This is a genomic window from Streptomyces sp. NBC_00057, from assembly GCF_045041165.1.
Classification (GTDB): domain Bacteria; phylum Actinomycetota; class Actinomycetes; order Streptomycetales; family Streptomycetaceae; genus Streptomyces.
Genome location: NZ_CP108256.1, coordinates 8,233,582 through 8,252,521, shown reverse-complemented (window position 1 = coordinate 8,252,521; position 18,940 = coordinate 8,233,582). Strand labels below are relative to the sequence as shown.

Sequence of the window (18,940 nt, the reverse complement as noted above, 5' to 3'; positions counted from 1 at the left end):
CGGGGTCGGAGGGACGGGCGGCCGTCGCGTTGCGGCGGCCGGCCCGTGCCGGTCGGCCCGTCGGGTCCGCTCAGACCTGTGCGGTCTGCCGCTCCAGCCACCATGCGTAGGTACGGGCGATCCCGTCGCGCAGTGGAATCTGCGGTGCGAAGCCGAGGGAGGTGAGCCGGGAGACGTCGAGCAGCTTGCGCGGGGTACCTTCGGGCTTCGATGTGTCCCATTCGACACGACCCTGATACTCCGTCACATCCCTTACAGTTTCGGCGAGTTCGCGAATCGTCAGGTCCTCGCCGCAGCCGACGTTGACGGGCTCGTCACCGTCGTAGCGCTCCAGCAGCAGGAGGCACGCGGCGGCCAGATCGTCGACGTGCAGGAATTCGCGGCGCGGGCTGCCGGAACCCCAGAGCGTGACCGCAGGCGAGCCGTCGCGTCGCGCCTCGTGGAAGCGGCGGATCAGCGCAGGCAGTACGTGCGAGGTCTCCAGGTCGAAGTTGTCGCCCGGGCCGTAGAGGTTGGTGGGCATGGCACTGATGTACGAGGCGCCGTACTGCCGGCGATAGGACTGGGTCTGCACGATTCCGGCGATCTTGGCCAGTGCGTATGCCTCGTTCGTCGGCTCCAACGGACCGGCGAGCAGGGCGCTTTCGGGGATCGGCTGTGGGGCGCGCTTGGGGTAGATGCAGGACGAGCCGAGGAAGAGCAGCCGCTCGACCCCGGCGGCATGTGCTCCGGCGATGACACTCAGCTGGATGCGCAGATTCTCTTCGAGGAACTGCACCGGATACGTGTTGTTGGCCATGATCCCGCCGACCTTGGCGGCGGCCAGCACCACTGCGTCCGGACGGACTTCGCGGAGAAATGCCTCGGTCCGCGCGGCGTCGCGCAGATCGAGGTGATCGCGATCGCGGATGATCACCTCGTGTCCGGCGGCGGTGAGGCGGCGTACCACCGCCGAACCGACCAGACCACGGTGGCCCGCGACGAATATGCGGGCGCCGGGTCGTAGGAGGGGACGGACGGATTCCTGGGGAGGGCCGGAGAGAGCAGGCGTCATGGCTCGGATTGTGCCAGCAGCCGCAGGCCGCGGTGACGTTTTGCCGCAGATCGCTCAATTCCGATATTTCGGTGAGAACCAACAGCCTTTCAGGCGAACACAGAGGGGGAGTCGTGGCGAAGACCGCGCTCATCACCGGCGTGACCGGACAGGACGGTTCGTACCTGTCCGAGCTGCTGCTCGACAAGGGATACACGGTCCATGGACTGATACGCCGCTCGTCGAGCTTCAACACCGAGCGGATCGACCACATCTACCAGGGACCGGAGGAAGAAAACCGTTCGTTCGTCCTGCATCACGCCGACCTCGCCGACGGGGTGGCACTGGTGAATCTGCTGCGCGACATCCGACCGGACGAGGTCTACAACCTGGGTGCGCAGTCGCACGTCCGCGTCTCGTTCGACGCCCCTCTGTACACCGGTGACATCACCGGTCTCGGCACCATCCGGCTGCTGGAGGCCGTCCGCGCGAGCGGTATCGACACCCGTATCTATCAGGCGTCCTCCTCGGAGATGTTCGGCGCCACCCCTCCGCCGCAGAACGAGAAGACCCCCTTCCATCCGCGTAGCCCGTACAGCGTCGCCAAGGTCTATTCGTACTGGGCGACCGTCAACTACCGTGAGGCGTACGGGATGTTCGCGGTCAACGGGATTCTCTTCAACCACGAGTCCCCGCGCCGCGGCGAGACGTTCGTGACGCGGAAGATCACTCGTGGGGTGGCCAGGATCAGGGCGGGTCTGCAGACCCACCTCCACCTGGGCAATCTCGATGCCGTGCGTGACTGGGGCTACGCCCCCGAGTACGTCGACGCGATGTGGCGAATGTTGCAGTGCGACAACCCTGACGACTATGTGGTGGCCACCGGCGAGGGTGTCAGCGTCCGGCAGTTCCTGGAGTACGCCTTCGCACACGCCGACCTGGACTGGCGGGAGCACGTCCGCTACGACGCCAAGTACGAGCGCCCCAGCGAGGTCGACGCGCTGATCGGTGATGCCGCCAAGGCCGAGGAACTGCTCGGCTGGAAACCGGCCGTGAAATCGCAGGAGCTCGCCAGGATCATGGTCGAGGCGGACATCCGTCAGCTGTCCGACCAACTCGCCGGAGCGGCTGTGCGGGTGGACCGATGAGAGAGCCGGGCACATCCGACAGCCGCACCGCCCTGCCGGTCACCGGTGTGTGGACCGGTTCGGCAATCACCCACAGCACCCGGCCGTCGCACCCCACGACCGTGCCGGGGACCAAAGCGGGCACGACCTCGGTCTCCACCGGCTGCCCGGTGGACCCGAGCGCGCCCGCACCGGTGCGGGCCCCGGGCCCGGACCACTCACTCGCCCTTGCCGGCAGCGGGACGGACAGTTTCCTCCGCCGGTCGGACGAGGCAGGAACCGCGGCCTTCCGGCCGCAGCTCGTTCTCACCTTCGGAGCTGAATGATGAACGGAAGTACGGGGCGCAGACCCATCGGACGCGGAAGGGCACGTGCCGCGGCCGCCGCGCTCTGCCTGCTCGCCGGAGCCCTGACCGCCGCCGCGTCCGGGGGCTCCCCGGCCGCGGCCCTCACACCGCCGGTCTCCCTGACCGCGGACGACCTCACCACCTGGCAGACCAACGGCATCGTCTGGTCGATGGCCGCGTCGGACGCCGGTGTCGTGTACACCGGCGGGACCTTCTCCACCGTCCGGCCGCCGGACGCGGCCGCCGGAACCTCCGAACAGCCCGCGGTGAACTTCGCCGCGTTCGATGCGGCGACCGGTGCACCGACCGGCTGCAGTCTGTCGTTCACGCTCTCGTCGGGGACAGCGACCGTACGGGCCCTCGCGCTCTCCCCCGATCAGAAGACCCTGTACGTCGGCGGGCAGTTCGGGGCGGTGAGCGGGGTCGGAGTGAGCAATATCGCCGCGATCGACACCGCGACCTGCACCCCGCGCCAGAACTTCAAGGTCTCCGTCTCCGCGACGGTACGGGCGCTGGCCGTCACGGCCGACACCGTCTATCTGGGCGGTGACTTCAACACAGTGGCGGGGCAGACCCGGAACAAGTTCGCCGCGGTCACCACGGGCGCCGCGCTGAAGCCGTGGACGGCCAACACCGACGAGGTGGGCCGGGCCGTTGAGCTGACACCCGATCAGGAGCACGTGTTGATCGGCGGTGACTTCTTCACCGTCAACGGCACCACCTCGCACGCACTGGCCGTCGTGGACGCCACCACCGGGGCCGTCGCCAAGAGCTACCCGGCCGGCTTCATTCCGAACACCTCCACGGTGCAGGACCTGACCACGGACACCACCGGCTTCTACACCGCCAACGAGGGCACCGGAGGCGGTGTCTTCGACGGCCGGATCGCGCTGAACCTCAGCAACTTCGAGCAGCGCTGGCGCGACACCTGCCTGGGCGCCACCCAGGCCGTCCTCGTACACAACGGCGTTCTGTACAGCGGCAGTCACGCCCACGACTGCGCCAGCATGGGTGAGTTCCCGGACCAACCGCGCAAGCATCTGCTGGCCCAGTCCGTCGACGACCCCAAGCTGCTCCCCTGGTTCCCGGACACCAACGACGGCATCGGGGAGCCGGTCGGACCGCGGGTGATGGCGCAGACCGACAAGGGCGGCCATCACTATCTGTGGGTGGGCGGCGAGTTCACCACCGTCAACGGCTCCGCGCAGCAGGGCCTCACCCGGTTCGCCGACGGCCCCGACACCGGGGCGCCGTGGGTGCCGAACGTCAGCCTGTCCACCATTGCCGCGGGCAAGGTGGAGGTCAACTGGCAGACGAGCTTCGACGCCGACGACGGTGAGCTCACCTACCGGATCTACAAGGACGGTGCGAGCACCCCGGTGTACACCACGACGGGATACTCGCTGTTCTGGGACCGGCCACAGCTGAGGTGGACCGATACGGACGTGGCCGCGGGTGAGACCCACTCGTACCGGATCAGTGCGAGCGACGGCACCAACACCAGTGCCAAGTCGCCCGCCCTGTCCGCCACCGTGGCATCAACCGTCGAGAAGTACCCCGCCAAGGTGCTGGCGGACGGTGCTTCTCTGTACTGGCGGTACGACGAAGGCACCTCGACGTTCGCCGCAGACACCGGCACCGGGCTGGACAGCGGATTCCTGCGCAACTCCCCCGCCTACCGGCAGACTCCGGCCGCTGTGGCGGGTGCCTCGACCGCGATCGGCTTCAACGGATCGAACCAGTACGCGTACAGCAACAAGCGTCATGCGCAGCCCACAAGGTTCTCGGTGGAGACATGGATCAAGACGACGACCACCAGGGGAGGGAAGATCATCGGCTTCGGCAATGTGACCATGCAGAACAGCAACCAGTACGACAAGCATGTGTACATGAGCAATGACGGGCGGCTGATCTTCGGGGTCTACAGCGGCGGCACCAGGACCATCACGACGCCTGCCGCCTACAACGACGGCGCCTGGCACCATGTCGTCGCCACGCAGGGCACCGGCGGCATGGCGCTGTACGTGGACGGGCAACTCCGCGCCGCCAACGCCCTCTACACCGGCAACCAGAGCTACAGCGGCTTCTGGCGGGTGGGCGGGGACAACCTGAACAGCTGGCCGAACCAGCCGACGAGCAGCTTCTTCGCCGGGCAGATCGACGAGACCGCCGTCTACCCGACCGCGCTGAGCAGCTCGCAGGTCAGCGCCCACTACGCCCTGAGGACGGGTGGATGAGGTATCCGTTCCCGGCCGGCGCCGCCGTCGTCGTACTGACGGCGGCGTTGGCCGCCTGCGGCTCGTCCTCCGACGGGCACAAGGCGGCGAGCGATGCAAGGCCATCGGCCACCCGGGCCCCTGTCACAGCCCCTTCGGCAGGTCCCGGCGCCACCTCGCCCAGTGGCCCTTCGGCTCCGCGGACGAGCGAACCACCGAAACTGCCCACCGATGAACTCACCCCGGCCACCGGCTCCTTCAACAAGAAGCAGAAGGAGTATCTGGTCGACCGTGTGCCCAAGGGCATGGACCCGGCGGCCGTGCTCCAGACCGGTCAGGAGACCTGCGACAAGCTGACGTACCTCGTGAAAGTCGACCGGGACACTGCGGTCGGCGCGATCGTGACGGGCGAGATCGCCGATGCGAAACCCGCCGTCGAGCACCTCTGCACCCAGCACGAGGAGCTGGTGCGGGAGGCCTCGCAGGGGTACGCGGACGGCACGTACAAGGACGAGCAGATCCGGCCTGGCCGCTACCACGACGTCACTCCCACCAAGAACTGCACCTGGCAGATCACCGGGGCGAACGGCAAGAACCTGGTGTCGGGCTCATCCGCTTCCGGGAAGCAGGCCGAGATCACCGTCCCGAAGGCGGCCCGAGCGTTCACCTCCACAGGCTGCTACGCCTGGCTGCCCGAAGGAGACCATGGATGAGCAAGCTGCCGATAGCCGTGGCGATCCCCACGAAGAACGAGGGGCTGAACATCGCCGAGGCGGTGAAGTCGGTGCTCGGCCACTTCGAGGCGGTCGTCGTCGTCGACTCGCACAGTACGGACGACACGGCGAAGATCGCCGAGGAGTGCGGGGCCGAGGTGATGACGTACACCTGGGACGGCGGTCATCCGCGCAAGAAGCAGTGGTGCCTGGACCATGTCCGCACGGACCTGGACTGGATTCTGCTGCTCGACGGGGACGAGCGGATCAGCCCCGGTCTGCTGGTCGAGCTGCGGCAGATCTTCGCCGATCCCGGCGCGCCGAAGCCCGCGGCGTATGACATACCGCTGGGTTACTGGTTCTCCGGGAAGCGGCTGCGGCACGGCTACACCATCCGCAAGCGTTCACTGACCGACCGCACCCGTTGCAGATACCCGGAGGTCGGGGATCTCGAAGCTCCGGGCATCGGCGAGGTCGAGGGCCACTACCAGCCGGTCGCCGAGTCGGCCGGCTCGCTCCGCAATCCGATCGAGCACCAGGACCTCGACCCGGTCACCGCCTGGTTCGAGCGGCACAACCGGTACTCGGACTGGGAGGCGTGGCTGGAGCACCACCCGGAGGTCAAGGAGCAGGTGCGGAGGGTGAAGTCGCGCCAGGGGCAGCTGTTCCACAAGGCGCCCTTCAAGCCCCTGGTGTCGTTCGCGTACATGTATGTGTACCGGCGGGGATTCCTCGATGGGCGGGCGGGCTTCGACTTCGCGCTGGCAATGAGTTTCTACCGCTGGCAGATCGCGCTCAAGTCCCGTGAGGGGAAGACCGTTTGACTCAGCGGCCCTTCCGGCGGACCACGTCCTCGTAGGTCCGCCGGAGGGTCCGGGTCACGACGTCGATGGTGAACTGCTCATTGACCAGGTCCCAAGCAGCCTTGCCCGCCCGGGCGTTGGCCTCGGGTTCGAGGAGTTCCAGTATCGCCCCGGCGACCTTGAGCGCGTTCTTCCCGTCCTCGCCGACCCGGCTGTCGATCACCCGGCCCGCCCCGGCCCGCGCGACATCGGGGCCGAGGCCACAGGTGCGGGTGATGACCACGGGGGTGCCGACCGACATCGCTTCGAGGACGGACACGCCCAGGGGTTCCTCGATCGACGGCAGTACGTACACATCGGCCTGCCGCCCCGCCGCCAGGACCTCTTCGTGGTCGAGCGCTCCCACATGGTCGAGGGAGTCCATCACCTCCAGCCTGCGGGCGAGTTCGAGAGTCGCGGGCAGCGCTCCGGTGTCGGGGCCGGCCAGCACGAACCGGGCGTCCGGATGCTCGGCCAGGACCGTCGGCATCGCGGCGACGAAGTCCTCCGGGCGCTTGCGCTCCTGGATCCGTGCCAGGAAGAGGACCGTCGGCGGCCGCCCCGGCTCCCTGGCCGGCCCCAGTTCCTGCGGCCGTACGCCGTTGACCAGCCGTACGGTGCGGGTCAACGGCACCGGTGCGGCGACAGCGTTCACATCGAGGCGTTCCCTCTCGGTCAGGTGCAGCACGGCGTCGGCATCCCGCAGCACCTTGCGTACCCCCAGCAGGTCGGTCAGCTGGGCAACCCGCTTCTCGGTCGGGTCCACCATGCCATGGGTCTGGACGACCAGGGGTGTGCGGGAGGCCAGCGCGAGCAGCGCGGCGGGCAGCGTCACCAGGTCGCGCATCAGATGGACATGGACGAGATCGGCGCCGCGCATCATGCGACGGGCGGCGAGCAGGAGCGCACCGGAGGTGATTCCGCTGACCTCGAACATGGGGAGCAGATGGCGGGCCTGAAAGAGATGGACCGGCACTCCCTCGACCTCGCGCGGCAGTCGGCCTTCGAAGCCGTCGCCCAAGGCCACGATGCGGGCGTCGTCGCCCCCGGCCCGCTGAACCTTCGACAGGTTGAGCGCCACCCTTGTCGGGCCGCCGAACGCATGGTCCGGGGTGTGCAGTGTGACAACGTGCAGGATCTTCACCAGGGTTCCCCTCAACCTCGGCCGACCTTTTACAGACTAGTCATCCAAACCCCCCAAGTGGGTTGATTCGTTAGAGTGTTCACAGGTCCACGGAACGGGGGGCAGATGACGTCCGTGCACGAGGTGGCGCCGCCCGCACCCGTACCGGAACACGGCCCGCGAGACCCGGTCCAGCCGCCGGCGAAGCCCATGTCGTGGGCGATGCTGTCGCGGGCCCTGGCCGTGCCTCTCATCCTCGGCCTGGTCTGCTTCCTGCCCGCGGTGATCGCCGCGCAGCCGGGGACGGGCGTCCGGGACACCGCGTACTGGCTGCAGCTGGTGCTGACGTGTTACGCGGGAGCCCGGCTCGCCACGATGATTCTGTCCACGCGGCGGCGTCTGCTGCAGGGCGTGTTCTGGATGTTCGTGTACATCGCGATGGGGGTGGCGCCGTTCGCGCAGGCGGTCATCGGGCAGACTCCCACCCCGCTGGTCGGGCCGCGGTCGGATCTGATGACGGCCATCGCGCTGATCCTGGTGGGGTGTGCCGCGTTCGATCTCGGGGCGCTGCTGGCATCCCGGCGTCCGCTGCGCCGCCGGGCCGGCGCACGCTCCGGAAGCGGTCCGGCCACCGCGCACCGGGTGCGGCTCAGGCTGCTGGTGGTGCTGGCCTTCGCGGCGAGCGGCTACTACATCCTGAAGCTCGGCGGGCCCGCGGTTTTCTTCACCAGCCGCCAGGAGATCAGCGCCTCGGTCGCGGTCAGCGGGGTTGCGTCGAGCCAGTCCAACGTGGGATCGGCCTTCCTCAAGGGCTTCGGTACGGTACCCGCGCTGCTGGGGCTGCTTTTCTACACCCGCCGCCTGGTGACCTCGCGCAGGGCCCGGCGTTCCCCCTCGACGGTTCTGCTCTGGGGCGGGCTGCTGATCCTCGACATCGTCGTCAACAACCCGATATCCAATGCCCGTTACTGGTTCCTGACCGTACTGGTCTCACTCCTGTTCACCGCGTTCCCGAGCAGCGCGGCGATGTACCGGTCGGTGCTGGCCATGGGGGTGGTCGGGGCGCTGGTGCTGTTCCCGTACGCGGACCGGTTCCGCTACGACAGCGCCGGGTACCGGCCGGTGGATTCGTCGTCGGTCTTCGAGCCGCTGGCCACCAAGGACTACGACCAGACGGTGATGTTCGCCAACACCATTACCTGGGTCGACACCCGCGGCCACACCTATGGGCGTCAGCTGGCGGGCTCCGCCCTCTTCTTCGTGCCCCGGTCGGTGTGGAGCGGCAAGCCTGAGGACACGGGGGTCCGCGTCGGCCAGTGGATGGGGATGAACATGACCAACCTGTCGGCGCCGCTGTGGACCGAGCTCTGGGTCGACTTCGGTGCTCCGGGCATGGTCGGCGGTCTCGCACTGATCGGGTACGTCGCCGCACGCACCGACCGGCGTTACGCGCGGGCGGTGTCCCGGGACGGCCCGGGCCCCGGCAGTGTTCTGGCCATCGCCGCGCCGCTGATCGCCGGGTACACCTTCATTCTGTTGCGCGGACCGCTGTTGCAGTCCGTCGGGAAACTGGCGATCGCGGTGCTCTGTCTGCTGCTGATCACCAGCTTCAGGAGCCGGAACGGACAGCGCGCGCACTGACGGGCGCCTGTTCCCCCGCGGTGCGGCGTCTGAGCCGGGCCACCCGGGTCCAGGTGGCCACCGCCTTGCAGACGGATCCCAGGCACAGGCCCCAGGCCGCGCCCGGCACCCCGCCGAGCACATAGCCGCCGGTGAGGAAGGCGACGGCGGCGAGCGAGAAGACCACCTGGATGGAGAGGGTGGTACGGGGGTCGAGCATCCGGAGCGCCAGCAGCCCGCAGGTGCCGACGGCCATCGCCGCGTACTGGCTGCCCGTCGCCGGGAGCAGGGCGGCGGCCGTGGGCCAGGTGTCGCCGAGCAGATGGCGGCCGATTCCGTCGGGCAGCAGGGCGAGTGCGCTGGCCCAGGCGGCGGCTGTGGTGGCCAGGACCACGGCGAGCATCGCTGTGGCGCGTATCCTGCGCCGTTCGGAGGCGAGCCGTCCGAGCAGTGGAGGGCCGAAGCCGGTGGCCGAGGTGAACAGCACGTTCAGCGGCCCGAAGAGAGTCGTGGCACCGCGCAGGGCTCCCACCACGAGCGGGTTGCCGACCATGCCGAGTCCGAGGACGGAGAGCTGGCTGGTGGCGTTTCCCACCCCGAACTCCACCACGAAGCGCCGTCCCAGATGCCCTCTCCGCAGCAGGACCTTGAGCCGCAGGGCCGTACCGGCCACTGTGCGGTGCAGCAGGGTGCCCGACAGCAGGAGGGCGGGCAGCGCGGACAGCCCCCAGACGCTGACGAGCCGGGCCGCCGGGACACCGTACGGCTGCACGGCCAGCGCGCCCAGCACACAGACCAGTCTGAGCACATCGCTCGCCAGCGCCAGGTGCGGCAGGTGCAGGGTGGAGAAGGCGTAACGCATGGTGTCCTGCCCCAGGACCACCGGCAGGACGAGCCCCAGCATCATCAGGGCACGTGCGGTGGCCCCCGGCAGCGTCAGGCAGACGGTGGCGAGCAGGGCGCCGAGCGCGGTCGCGGTGAGCAGGGTGAAGGCGACCGCCGACCGGCACGCCCCTCGCACCTCGTCGCTCTCGCCGCGCCGCAGCACGAGCGGCTGCCCGTTGTAGGCGCCGGATACCCCCAGCAGCACGGTGAAGACGAGGTAGACCGCGGAGAAGCGGGCGAAGTCGGACACCGTGGAGAGCCGGGCGGCGGCCACCAGCACCAGGATGTTGGTGAGCGCCGCCACGCCCTGGTCCGCGACCGAGCAGACGATCGCGGTCCGTGCCTTCATCTGTGTCCCGCGGTGGAGTCGTAGGTGCGCAGGCCGAGCGTCTCGGCCGGGTCACCGGTGTGCCCCCGGCCGCCGCGGCCGCCGCCGTCCCGGCCCGTCGCGGAGCCGGACCGGCCGCCGCCCGTACGGCGCCTGCCGGCCTTCTTGCGGGCCCGGCGCTCGTAGCGGCTCCGGCCGGGGTGCAGCAGGGCGCCGAGCACGGAGCCTCCGGCCGCCCCGATGATCTCGCGGATCCGCTCCAGGTCGCTGCGGTGCACCTCGCGCGGGTCGCAGACCACCACGACCCCCTCCACCCGGTCGATCAGTGCGACGGCGTCGGCGTACGAGAGCACGGGCGGGGCCAGCACGATGACGACGGCGCCCGGCCGGTCGCCCTCGGCGACGATCCGTCCGACGGGCGCGGAGGTCAGGGCACGCGGGACGTTGTCCGTGCGCCGGCCCGCTATCAGGGTGAAGGCACCCGACCCGGGTACGTCCACATTCATCCGGCTGTCCGACGGCCAGGCCCGTTCGCCCTCCGACGCCCAGCGCGGCCCGGCGCCCTGCACGGCCGGGCCGAGGTCCCTGGCCAGCGACGGGGTGCGTAGATCGGCCTCGAGCAGGAGTACGTCACGTCCCATCTCGGCGAAGGCCGCGGCCAGGTTGACCGCGGCGGCGGCCGCCGCGTCGTTGTCCCCGCGGGGGGCCGTGACCAGGAGTCTGCGGCGCTGGGCGAACGACGGGTCATAGGCGAGCCGGAAGGCGACCGCCCGGTACTCCTCGGCGAGCCGGCTCCCGCTCCGCCCGATGGCGAGCAGCGCGCCCGCGGATGCTCGTTCCCTGGGCAGGGTGCCCAGCAGCGGGGCACCGAGCGAACGGACCAGCTCCCGGGTGGAGCGCACGGCAGGGTCGAAGACCAGGCGTACCCACGAAAGGAGCAGTCCGAGCGCGAGCCCGACGACACCCCCGAGTCCGAGCAGCAGGGGCAGCCCCGCACCGGTGGGGTCCGTGGGCGCGACGGGCTTCTTCGTCAGATAGCCGGGAGTGGTGTCCAGGGCACGCAACTCCGATATTTTCCTGCTCAGTTCGGAGATCGAGACCACGAGGTTGGCCCGTGCGCTGGTCACGTCGTTGCTCGGTCCGGCCTGCTCCGCCAGCTGATCGCGCTGTTCGGTGAGGGGCTTCAGCTGGGCGCGGTAGCCGTCGGCCATGTTGGCGATGCTGTCCTCGGTGCGCTGTCTGCGGATCTCCAGATAGGCGTCGGCGAGCGCCTCGGCCCGCGCCTTCGCCAGCGCGGGGGTGCGGCCGGTGTAGGAGAAGCGGAGCACGAGGGTGTTCGGCGGGTTGGTGACCTGGAGACCGGACAGCAGGGTCCCGGCCTCCACCCGGTCGCCGTGCCTGGCCAGGGAGCCGACGGCCAAGGTGCCCACGGTGTCGCTGACGGCGGTCTGCCGCTCGGAGCCGATGTTGATGCCCTTGTCGGCAGAGGCGCCCGCGGCGAAGGGGTCCGAGGCGGCGGAGCGTACGACCACCTCGCCCGTCGATGTGTAGCTCTCCTCGCCGCTCAGGGCGAGCCAGCCGCCGCCGAGCAGTCCGAGCACGACGCCGGAGGCGAGCAGCGCGCGGTAGCGCAGGAGCTGGCGGAACTGGTCCCTCAGCAGTGCGGGTTCGTCCTGGTCCTCCAGGGCGCGGATCGGCTGGGTCATCGGCGTGGTCTCCCTTGTGCGTCCGCGAGGACCTCGGTGAGCAGTGCGTCGAAGCGGGCCAGGGCCGCCTCTCGGCTCAGGTGACGTGCGACGTAATGCGGTCCGTTGGCGCCGAGCCGGTCCGCTTCGGCCGGCGCTTCGCAGAGCTTGCGTACGGCTGACAGCAGCGCGGCGGGATCCTCCGGTGCGACGAGAATCCCGGCGCCGGACCGGTGGACCTCCTGGGCGGTGCCTCCCCCGTCGGCGACCGAGGCGACGACGGGGCGGCCCGAGACGAAGTACGAGGTGAGTTTGGACGGGACGCTCATGTCGAGCACGGATGCCCGCTGGGTCACCGCCAGCACATCGGCGGCAGCGAGAATGTCCGTGAACTCGTCCGCGCCGGCCGGCGGCAGGAAGTCGAGATTGCGCAGGCCCGTCGCACGCCCCAGCAGCGCCTCGCGCTGATTCCCGTCTCCCATCAGCACGACACGTATCTCCGGTGCCAGCCGGGCCGCGTCGACCAGGACCTCCAGACCCTGTTTGAGTCCCATGTTCCCGGAGTGCAGGACCACGGGAGTGCCCTCGCTCCAGCCGAGTCTTGCCCGGGTCCCCGCACGGTCTGCCGAAGACGCCTGCACATGCGACCAGTTGGGAACGATACGGATACGCCCCGGGTCCACGCCGTATTCGGTGACACGCGGGACGAAACTCTCGTGGATGACTCCGACGAGGGCGGCGCCGCGCAGCGCGTAACGTTCGGCCGCCGAGGCTACGGCTGCCGCCCGGCCCCCGCCCCGGATGCCGCTCTGCGCGGCGGCGGCACCCATCAGGTCCTGCACGACCGGTATGTGCGGGACTCGGTGGCGGCCCGCCAGCCGGGCCCCGATGACACCGCCCGCAAGGCTCGGCATCTGGGAGATCACCGCGTCCGGCGGACGCGAAACGGGCGGCGACAGCAAGCCGTGCCCGAGCACCGTGGCCTCGAACGCCGCTCTGCGCAGGGCAGTCTGGCGCGGCGGCACATAGTGTCTGCGCCGGTGGACGGTGACCCCGGCCCGCTTCTCGGCGACCCGCCACACGCCCCGGTACTCCGCTTCGGTACGCCAGGACGGGTAGTGCGGCATGCCGGTCAGTACATGGGTCTCGGCCCCGGACGCGGCCCAGTGCTCGGCGAGCTGGGCGGCGTACGGGCCGATGCCCGTCAGCTCCGGTGCGTAGTTGGTCGAGACGACCAGCAGAGTGCGGTCTTCGAACGGCTTGTGACGATCGGCATCGGACATGGACGTTCGCCTTCCCCCGGACATTCTGTGTTCCCCCCAAGGAACAGCCCCAAAAGTGAGCTTATCCGTTCACGAGATGCGCAAGTGGTCTTCACAGTAAGGTCGTTGCACCATCACCACCGATACCGATATCCCGCAGCACCGGATGCCATGTCCGGACAACTACTGCTGGACACGGACATCACGTTCACCGTGGGGGGAGAGAACGGATGGTGCACAGGGTCGGCTACGCGCCGGGGGTCTACGACCTGTTCCACATAGGGCACCTCAACATCCTGCGGCATGCCCGCAGCCAGTGCGACTACCTCGTCGCGGGCGTCGTCTCGGACGAGATGGCCGCGCTCGCCAAGGGCCACAAACCGGTGATTCCGCTGCCGGAACGGCTGGAGATCGTACGCAGCGTCCGCTACGTGGACGCCGCGTTCGTCGAGACCGTGCCCGACAAGGTCGAGACCTGGCAGCAGGTCAGGTTCGACGTCATCTTCAAGGGGGACGACTGGCGGGACACGGAGAAGGGCAAGCGGCTGGAGCGCGACTTCGCCGAGGTCGGCGTCGAGGTGGTCTACTTCCCGTACACCGTGCACACGTCCAGCACCCAGCTGCGCCGGGCGCTGGACACGCTCGTCAGTCCGCAGCCCGGAGCGCTGTCAGCTCCCTGAACCACTTGGCGAGGAACGCCACCAGGAACAGTGCGTGCACGACGGCGAGCACCGCATAGCCGATGCGGAACGCGGTCCGGTCGCCGAGCAGCAGGAACACCAGGCAGAACACCCCGTAGTCGGCGGGCAGCAGTGCCACGGCCCGCACCCGGGACACCGGGACCGCGGCACGGCTGCCCGCCGGGGGCCGGACGGCCGCCTTGCCCAGCTGTTCGCGCAGCAGCCCGGCGCAGAAGGTCAGCACGGCGGTGAACAGGAAGCCCAGCGGCAGGAGCAGCCAGCCCTCGGCCGACAGATCGAAGAACCGCTGGAACGAGATCAGCACGGCGGTGTGTACGAGGATCATCTTGGCGCAGTCCACGACATGGTCCAGCCACTCGCCGTCCGGACTTCCCCTGCCGGTCAGCCTGGCCAGCTGCCCGTCGGCCGAATCGAAGGCGAAGCCGATGACGAGCCCCGCGTACACCGCGACCGCGAGCCCCCAGGACGGCCGGACGAGAGCCACCGAAGCGATGGCGCTGAAGGTGAATGCCGCACTGATCAGCGTGACTTGATTCGGTGTCAGCCCGATACGGTATGCACCTGCCGCGAACACCCGTCCGGCCGGGCGGTTCACGTACCGCGAGTACAGCGACACCCCCTTGGCCGTCTTCTGCGCACCGCGCAACTCGCGCAGAACCGTGCCTGTGCTTCCCATACGCCCCCCAGCGTGTCGCCGTTGCCGGCGGCATCGGCAGAGCACTGCGGACGCTGCCGTCGGAGCCGCATCATGGCACGCGGGCCCCATTTCGCGTGGCCACTCGCCCGCTCCGGCCGGCGATCCGCCTCCGTCGGGCCCGCACCAGGTGCGCAGGCCCGACGGACCGCGCCTCAGGCGGGCGCGGTGCGGCACTCCGGGTGGCCCCAGCCGTTCGGGTTCTTGGCGATCATCTCCTGTGCCGCGTAAGGCTTTCCGCAGTGGCAGCGGCCCGCGAACTTGGCCCGGATGGTTCCACCGGAGCGTGCGGAGCCTGCCGCACCCCCTGCCTTCTTCACCGGAGCGCCCTTGCCCCGCCCCTCGGTCGCCCGGGCCGGAGCGGGCGTCGGCAGCTGCGAGCCGTGCGCGGTACCGGCCGGCCGCTGCGCCACAGCGGCCTCGCTGGCGGCCTGGTCGGCGAGGGCGTTGAGCGGATCTCCGTCCACCTGGTGGGCGGGCACATAGACGAAGTCCACGGTCCGGCCGGTCAGCAGGGCGTCGATGCGGGACACCAGGTCACGGTTGGCCACCGGCTTTCCGGCCGAGGTCTTCCAGCCGTTGCGCTTCCATCCCGGCAACCACTTCGTCACCGCGTTCATCGCGTACTGCGAATCCATCCGTACTTCGATCGCCACGGACGGATCCGTGGACTCCAACAGCTCCTGCAGCGCCGTGAGTTCGGCGACATTGTTGGTGGCGGTCCCCAGTGGACCCGCTTCCCAGCGCGCCGGTCGCCCCTGCGCATCGGCCATGACCCACGCCCAGGCTGCAGGCCCCGGATTGCCCTTCGATGCCCCGTCACACGCGGCGATGATGCTCTCGTTCATGCCCTTGATCATGCCAGCGCCGCACCACCCCCACGGCACACCGTAACGCTGAGTGACGATTCGAAATGCGGTGAACCGGCGACGCTGGTTCTCTGATGGAGCAAGCTCTTCCCAACCGCACAAGGAGCGATGATGAGCGTTGCACGTGAATCCGGTGACCGTGCGCAGCAGCTGCGCGAGAAGGCCCGGCACATGACCGAGGCCGCTGAGCGCACCACCGACCCTGAGCAGCGCCGGCGGCTCCAGGAGAAGGCCCAGAAGCTGCAGGAGCAGAGTGACCAGCAGGGCGACATCGGCAGCGAGAACATCCGCCGGCCGAAGTAGTACCTGCGTCACGCAGCACCTGTGTCACGCAGTACCTGTCTCAGGAAAACGGCCGACGTCTTGCTGCCCTTCCATGAGTGAGTGGCAAGCCGTCGGCCGCTCGGTCCCCGATACCCCGACACACCGGCACACCGGCACACCGGCAACGCAGCGATCGGCATCTCGTTCCGAGCCGGTTCAGTACGGGTGTTTGTTCGCATTGTTCGCCCACACCTCGTAGGACGTGCCCCCCCCCAGCTCGGATGGCGGTGTGCTGCCTGGTGGACTTGGGACATGAGCAGTCATCCCTGCGGTCCGAGCTCCTGGTCGAACCGTTCCGCATCGAGTCGGGATACCTGCTCGCCCCACAGGCGCCGGGACTCGGCGTCCGGCTCACCCCGGAGACCGAGCGGCGGTACGCCTTCGGCGGTGATGCCGTCTACCGCTGTCCGGCCACGATGGCGCCGACCGCGCCGGGCCGATGGAGCACGGGCAGGAGGGTCCCGGTGCCGGTTTTCCTATTGCGTACGCAATGGGAAAACGCTTTCAGTGCAGCTATCGTAGCCCTATGCAGAGCCAGGCCAATCGACGTTCCGCCCGTCCCCGCCCGCCGTCCGCCGTGACGCTCCAGCAGGTCGCGCAGGACGCCGGGGTCTCTCTCGCCACGGCTTCACGCGTCCTCAGCGACAGCGACCGCAACGTCACCCAGGAGCTGCAGGAGCGCGTCCTGGAGGCGGCCGCCCGGCTCCGCTATGTGTCCAATGCGCCGGCCCGCGCGCTGGTGCAGTCCACGACGTCCATCGTCGGTCTGATCGTGCACGATGTGAACGACGCCTACTACTCCGCCATCGCGGCCGGTGTCATGGAGGTCGCCCGCGACCACAAGCTCCTCGTGATGCTGGCCGGCACCTTCCATGAGCCCGGACTCCAGGCGGAGTATGTGGCACGGCTGCGGGCGCAGCGGGCCCGCGCCGTCGTCCTCGCCGGCTCGGGCTTCACCGGCGGGAGCCCCGCGCTCGCCCAGGAGCTGGAGGCGTTCGCGGCGCAGGGCGGCCGGGTGACCGCGGTCGCGCACCAGGATCTTCCGGTGGACACGATCGTGCCGGGAAACCGAGAGGGTGGCCGGGCGGTCGCCGAGCATCTCGCCCGGCTGGGGCACACGGAGATCGGCATCATCTGCGGACCGCTGGCGCTGGTCTCCGTACAGGACCGGCTGCACGGCTTCCTGGAGCGGGCGGCCGAACTGGGCATCTCCGTTCAGGAGCGCCATCGCATCGAGGCCGACTTCACCCGGGACGGCGGGCGGGCCGCGGCGGTGCAGCTGTTCCGCAGGTCGCCGGGGATCACCGCACTCTTCGCGCTCAATGACGCCATGGCGCTCGGGGCGCTCGCGGCGCTCCGAGACGACCTCGGGCGGAGCGTGCCCGCCGATGTCTCCGTCGTCGGCTTCGACGATCTGCCGGTGGCCTGCGACGTCACGCCCGCGTTGACCACGGTGCGACTGCCGCTAGAAGAGATCGGCCGCCGGGCGCTGCTGCTGGCCCTCGGCGACGCGACGGCTTCGCCGCGCACGCTCGCCGTGCCGTCGCGACTGGTGGTGCGTGCCAGCACGGCACCGCCGCCCCGCACGACCGGCTGAGGCATGACCGGCTGAGGACCCCGTCCGGGCCACCGGATTGACACATTGAATCGACAACTCCCCTACTTGACGCACTGAGTTGCCGATTATTTCGCTGCAACCCCCTTGAAATGATGCGCTAACCGCGAACCACACGCGGCAGCCGTCGCCGATCCGCTCGACCAGCAGCCGGTCTCCCGGGTCTTCGCCCTGGACCACCGCCCCGGCGAGGACCACACCGTCGACCGGCCGGCCGGCTACGCCCGGTGCTCCGACGCCTTCTCCTGGGACACCGCGGAACCCGGCGGCGCCGCGGCCCGCTCCGTGCCGCTCTTCCTGCACGAGCCGGACGAGGTCCCGCCGTGGGCCGCACCTCCCAACGACCACTGACACCGGCTGCGGGCACTCGCCCGCAGCCGGTATCTGCCCGGCACCTTCGACGGCGACATCACCCTGGTCGACTGGGAGCAGACGGCCTACACACGCCTGCCGCTCGCCGGGCTCGGGGACGAGGTACGGGCCCGCGCCGAACGGGAGGCACACGAGCAGGCACTGTCGTTCCTCCACTGGATGCAGACGCGGGCGCCCCGGCACGACGGCGGCCACGGCTACCCCGAGCTGCGCCTGCGGCCCGATGCCACCGGCACGGCGGACGGGTTCGCCAAGACCCTCCACGTACGCGAATCCCGGCGCATCCGGGCCGAGTTCACCCTGCTGGAACAGCACCTGACCGCTGCGGCACGGGCCGGGGCACCGGGCGCCGAGACCTTCACGGACAGCGTGGGCACCCTGCGATCCCGGATCACGCTGCACCCCGGAACCGGTGGCGGCGCGGGCCTCGATCTGGAGTGCCTGCCGTTCCAACTGCCGCTGGGCGCACTGCTTCCCGTACGGGTGGAGAATCTGCTCCCCGCCGGGCGGAACATCGGCGCCACGCATCTCAGCGCGCCCGCGCTCGGCGGGCACACGGGCCGGTGGAGCATCGGCGAGGCCGTCGGCGCGCTCGTGTCGTACTGCCTCGAACACCGGCTGCCGCCACGCGCGGTCCGCGGCACCGAGCACCGACTCGCCTCCTTCCAGAGCCGGTTGAGCAAGTCGCTCGGCCTCGCCCTCGACTGGCCGGACCGGCTCCGCACCGGACCCGTGACCAGTGCCGGGGCGCTCTGCGCCACTCTCTGAAACCCACTGCCCTTCCCTCGGAAAGGGCACTTTACCGGCCTGCTGGAAAACGCTTACCAAACCCGGCGGCTCACGCCCTCGGCCTGGACGGCCCACTGTGACTGTGTCTCCCTACCGTGTACTGCTCGTCAACGTGGGCAATATCACCCGCGCCGTCCATATGCCGGCGTTCCTCGAACTTCCCTCGGAACTTCGCAGTGGTCGGCGCCGGGTCCCGGCCCGTCTGACAGCGGGGTTCGCGCTGACCGGGGCGAGTGTCACGGACCTGCTGGAGCGTCCGCTCGCCGAGGAGTCCGCCGAGGTGGCGGGCGATTCGGTGCGCTTGCGACTGCGGCCGTTCCAGATCGTGACGCTGCGGCTCACGCCGCTCGAAGACGCGTAAGGCGTACGGGGTGGGTGCGCACCACTGCGGGCCC

At 69.6% G+C, this 18,940-nt stretch carries 18 protein-coding genes; 11 read left to right on the top strand and 7 right to left on the bottom strand.

Annotated elements, in window-relative coordinates:
* Positions 1-70: 70 nt before the first annotated feature.
* Entirely contained in the window at positions 71-1,054 is a 984-nt protein-coding gene (locus OG953_RS38770; RefSeq protein WP_405690340.1) for a GDP-L-fucose synthase family protein, read from the bottom strand.
* Positions 1,055-1,167: 113 nt separating this feature from the next.
* Here OG953_RS38770 and gmd point away from each other — a divergent pair, with 113 nt between their 5' ends.
* The 5 genes from gmd to OG953_RS38745 are packed head-to-tail and all read left to right on the top strand — an operon-like array spanning position 1,168 to position 6,260.
* Positions 1,168-2,181, top strand: coding sequence for a GDP-mannose 4,6-dehydratase (gene gmd, locus OG953_RS38765; protein ID WP_405690338.1), 1,014 nt, complete (start codon positions 1,168-1,170; stop codon positions 2,179-2,181).
* Positions 2,178-2,486, top strand: coding sequence for a hypothetical protein (locus OG953_RS38760; protein ID WP_405690336.1), 309 nt, complete (start codon positions 2,178-2,180; stop codon positions 2,484-2,486). The genes gmd and OG953_RS38760 overlap by 4 nt, the downstream gene beginning before the upstream one ends.
* Positions 2,483-4,744, top strand: a complete 2,262-nt coding sequence (locus OG953_RS38755; protein WP_405690334.1) for a LamG-like jellyroll fold domain-containing protein — start codon at positions 2,483-2,485, stop codon at positions 4,742-4,744. The genes OG953_RS38760 and OG953_RS38755 overlap by 4 nt, the downstream gene beginning before the upstream one ends.
* Positions 4,741-5,436 carry a hypothetical protein gene (locus OG953_RS38750; protein ID WP_405690332.1) on the top strand — a complete coding sequence of 232 codons (696 nt, stop codon included), beginning with the start codon at positions 4,741-4,743 and terminating at the stop codon, positions 5,434-5,436. Before OG953_RS38755 ends, OG953_RS38750 begins: the two co-directional genes overlap by 4 nt.
* On the top strand, positions 5,433-6,260 hold the full coding sequence (locus OG953_RS38745; protein ID WP_405690330.1) for a glycosyltransferase family 2 protein: 828 nt from the start codon (positions 5,433-5,435) through the stop codon (positions 6,258-6,260). The genes OG953_RS38750 and OG953_RS38745 overlap by 4 nt, the downstream gene beginning before the upstream one ends.
* A gap of 1 nt (position 6,261) precedes the next feature.
* On the opposite strand, the gene OG953_RS38740 is transcribed toward OG953_RS38745, so the two are convergent.
* Positions 6,262-7,422, bottom strand: a complete 1,161-nt coding sequence (locus OG953_RS38740; RefSeq protein ID WP_405690328.1) for a glycosyltransferase — start codon at positions 7,420-7,422, stop codon at positions 6,262-6,264.
* Between the two features lie 105 nt (positions 7,423-7,527).
* On the opposite strand from OG953_RS38740, the gene OG953_RS38735 reads away from it, so the two are divergent.
* Positions 7,528-9,042: a hypothetical protein gene (locus OG953_RS38735; RefSeq protein ID WP_405690327.1), complete on the top strand. Its 1,515-nt coding sequence runs from the start codon at positions 7,528-7,530 to the stop codon at positions 9,040-9,042.
* On the opposite strand, the gene OG953_RS38730 is transcribed toward OG953_RS38735, so the two are convergent.
* Genes OG953_RS38730 through OG953_RS38720 form a run of 3 tightly spaced genes read right to left on the bottom strand, consistent with a single transcriptional unit; the run spans position 9,011 to position 13,202 of the window.
* Positions 9,011-10,255 carry a hypothetical protein gene (locus tag OG953_RS38730; protein WP_405690325.1) on the bottom strand — a complete coding sequence of 415 codons (1,245 nt, stop codon included), beginning with the start codon at positions 10,253-10,255 and terminating at the stop codon, positions 9,011-9,013. The two genes, OG953_RS38735 and OG953_RS38730, sit on opposite strands and share 32 nt — an antisense overlap.
* Complete coding sequence (locus OG953_RS38725) at positions 10,252-11,940, bottom strand: lipopolysaccharide biosynthesis protein (protein ID WP_405690323.1); 1,689 nt, start codon at positions 11,938-11,940, stop codon at positions 10,252-10,254. The genes OG953_RS38730 and OG953_RS38725 overlap by 4 nt, the downstream gene beginning before the upstream one ends.
* Complete coding sequence (locus OG953_RS38720) at positions 11,937-13,202, bottom strand: glycosyltransferase (protein ID WP_405690321.1); 1,266 nt, start codon at positions 13,200-13,202, stop codon at positions 11,937-11,939. The genes OG953_RS38725 and OG953_RS38720 overlap by 4 nt, the downstream gene beginning before the upstream one ends.
* A 209-nt stretch (positions 13,203-13,411) precedes the next feature.
* On the opposite strand from OG953_RS38720, the gene OG953_RS38715 reads away from it, so the two are divergent.
* A complete protein-coding gene (locus OG953_RS38715) occupies positions 13,412-13,861 on the top strand; it encodes an adenylyltransferase/cytidyltransferase family protein (protein ID WP_266744512.1) in 450 nt (149 codons plus the stop codon).
* Here OG953_RS38715 and OG953_RS38710 read toward each other — a convergent pair.
* Complete coding sequence (locus tag OG953_RS38710; protein ID WP_405690319.1) at positions 13,827-14,558, bottom strand: CDP-alcohol phosphatidyltransferase family protein; 732 nt, start codon at positions 14,556-14,558, stop codon at positions 13,827-13,829. The two genes, OG953_RS38715 and OG953_RS38710, sit on opposite strands and share 35 nt — an antisense overlap.
* A gap of 173 nt (positions 14,559-14,731) precedes the next feature.
* Complete coding sequence (locus OG953_RS38705) at positions 14,732-15,424, bottom strand: ribonuclease H (RefSeq protein ID WP_405690316.1); 693 nt, start codon at positions 15,422-15,424, stop codon at positions 14,732-14,734.
* A gap of 132 nt (positions 15,425-15,556) precedes the next feature.
* On the opposite strand from OG953_RS38705, the gene OG953_RS38700 reads away from it, so the two are divergent.
* The 4 genes from OG953_RS38700 to OG953_RS38685 all read left to right on the top strand — a co-directional run bounded on the left by OG953_RS38700 (position 15,557) and on the right by OG953_RS38685 (position 18,906).
* Entirely contained in the window at positions 15,557-15,748 is a 192-nt protein-coding gene (locus OG953_RS38700; protein WP_405690314.1) for a DUF6381 family protein, read from the top strand.
* Between the two features lie 547 nt (positions 15,749-16,295).
* Positions 16,296-17,366, top strand: coding sequence for a LacI family DNA-binding transcriptional regulator (locus OG953_RS38695; protein ID WP_405690311.1), 1,071 nt, complete (start codon positions 16,296-16,298; stop codon positions 17,364-17,366).
* A gap of 375 nt (positions 17,367-17,741) precedes the next feature.
* Positions 17,742-18,524 (top strand): FAD-dependent oxidoreductase, encoded by a 783-nt coding sequence (locus tag OG953_RS38690; protein ID WP_405692316.1) that lies wholly within the window; start codon positions 17,742-17,744, stop codon positions 18,522-18,524.
* Between the two features lie 103 nt (positions 18,525-18,627).
* Complete coding sequence (locus tag OG953_RS38685; RefSeq protein ID WP_405690309.1) at positions 18,628-18,906, top strand: glycosyl hydrolase-related protein; 279 nt, start codon at positions 18,628-18,630, stop codon at positions 18,904-18,906.
* The last annotated feature ends 34 nt before the right edge of the window (positions 18,907-18,940 follow it).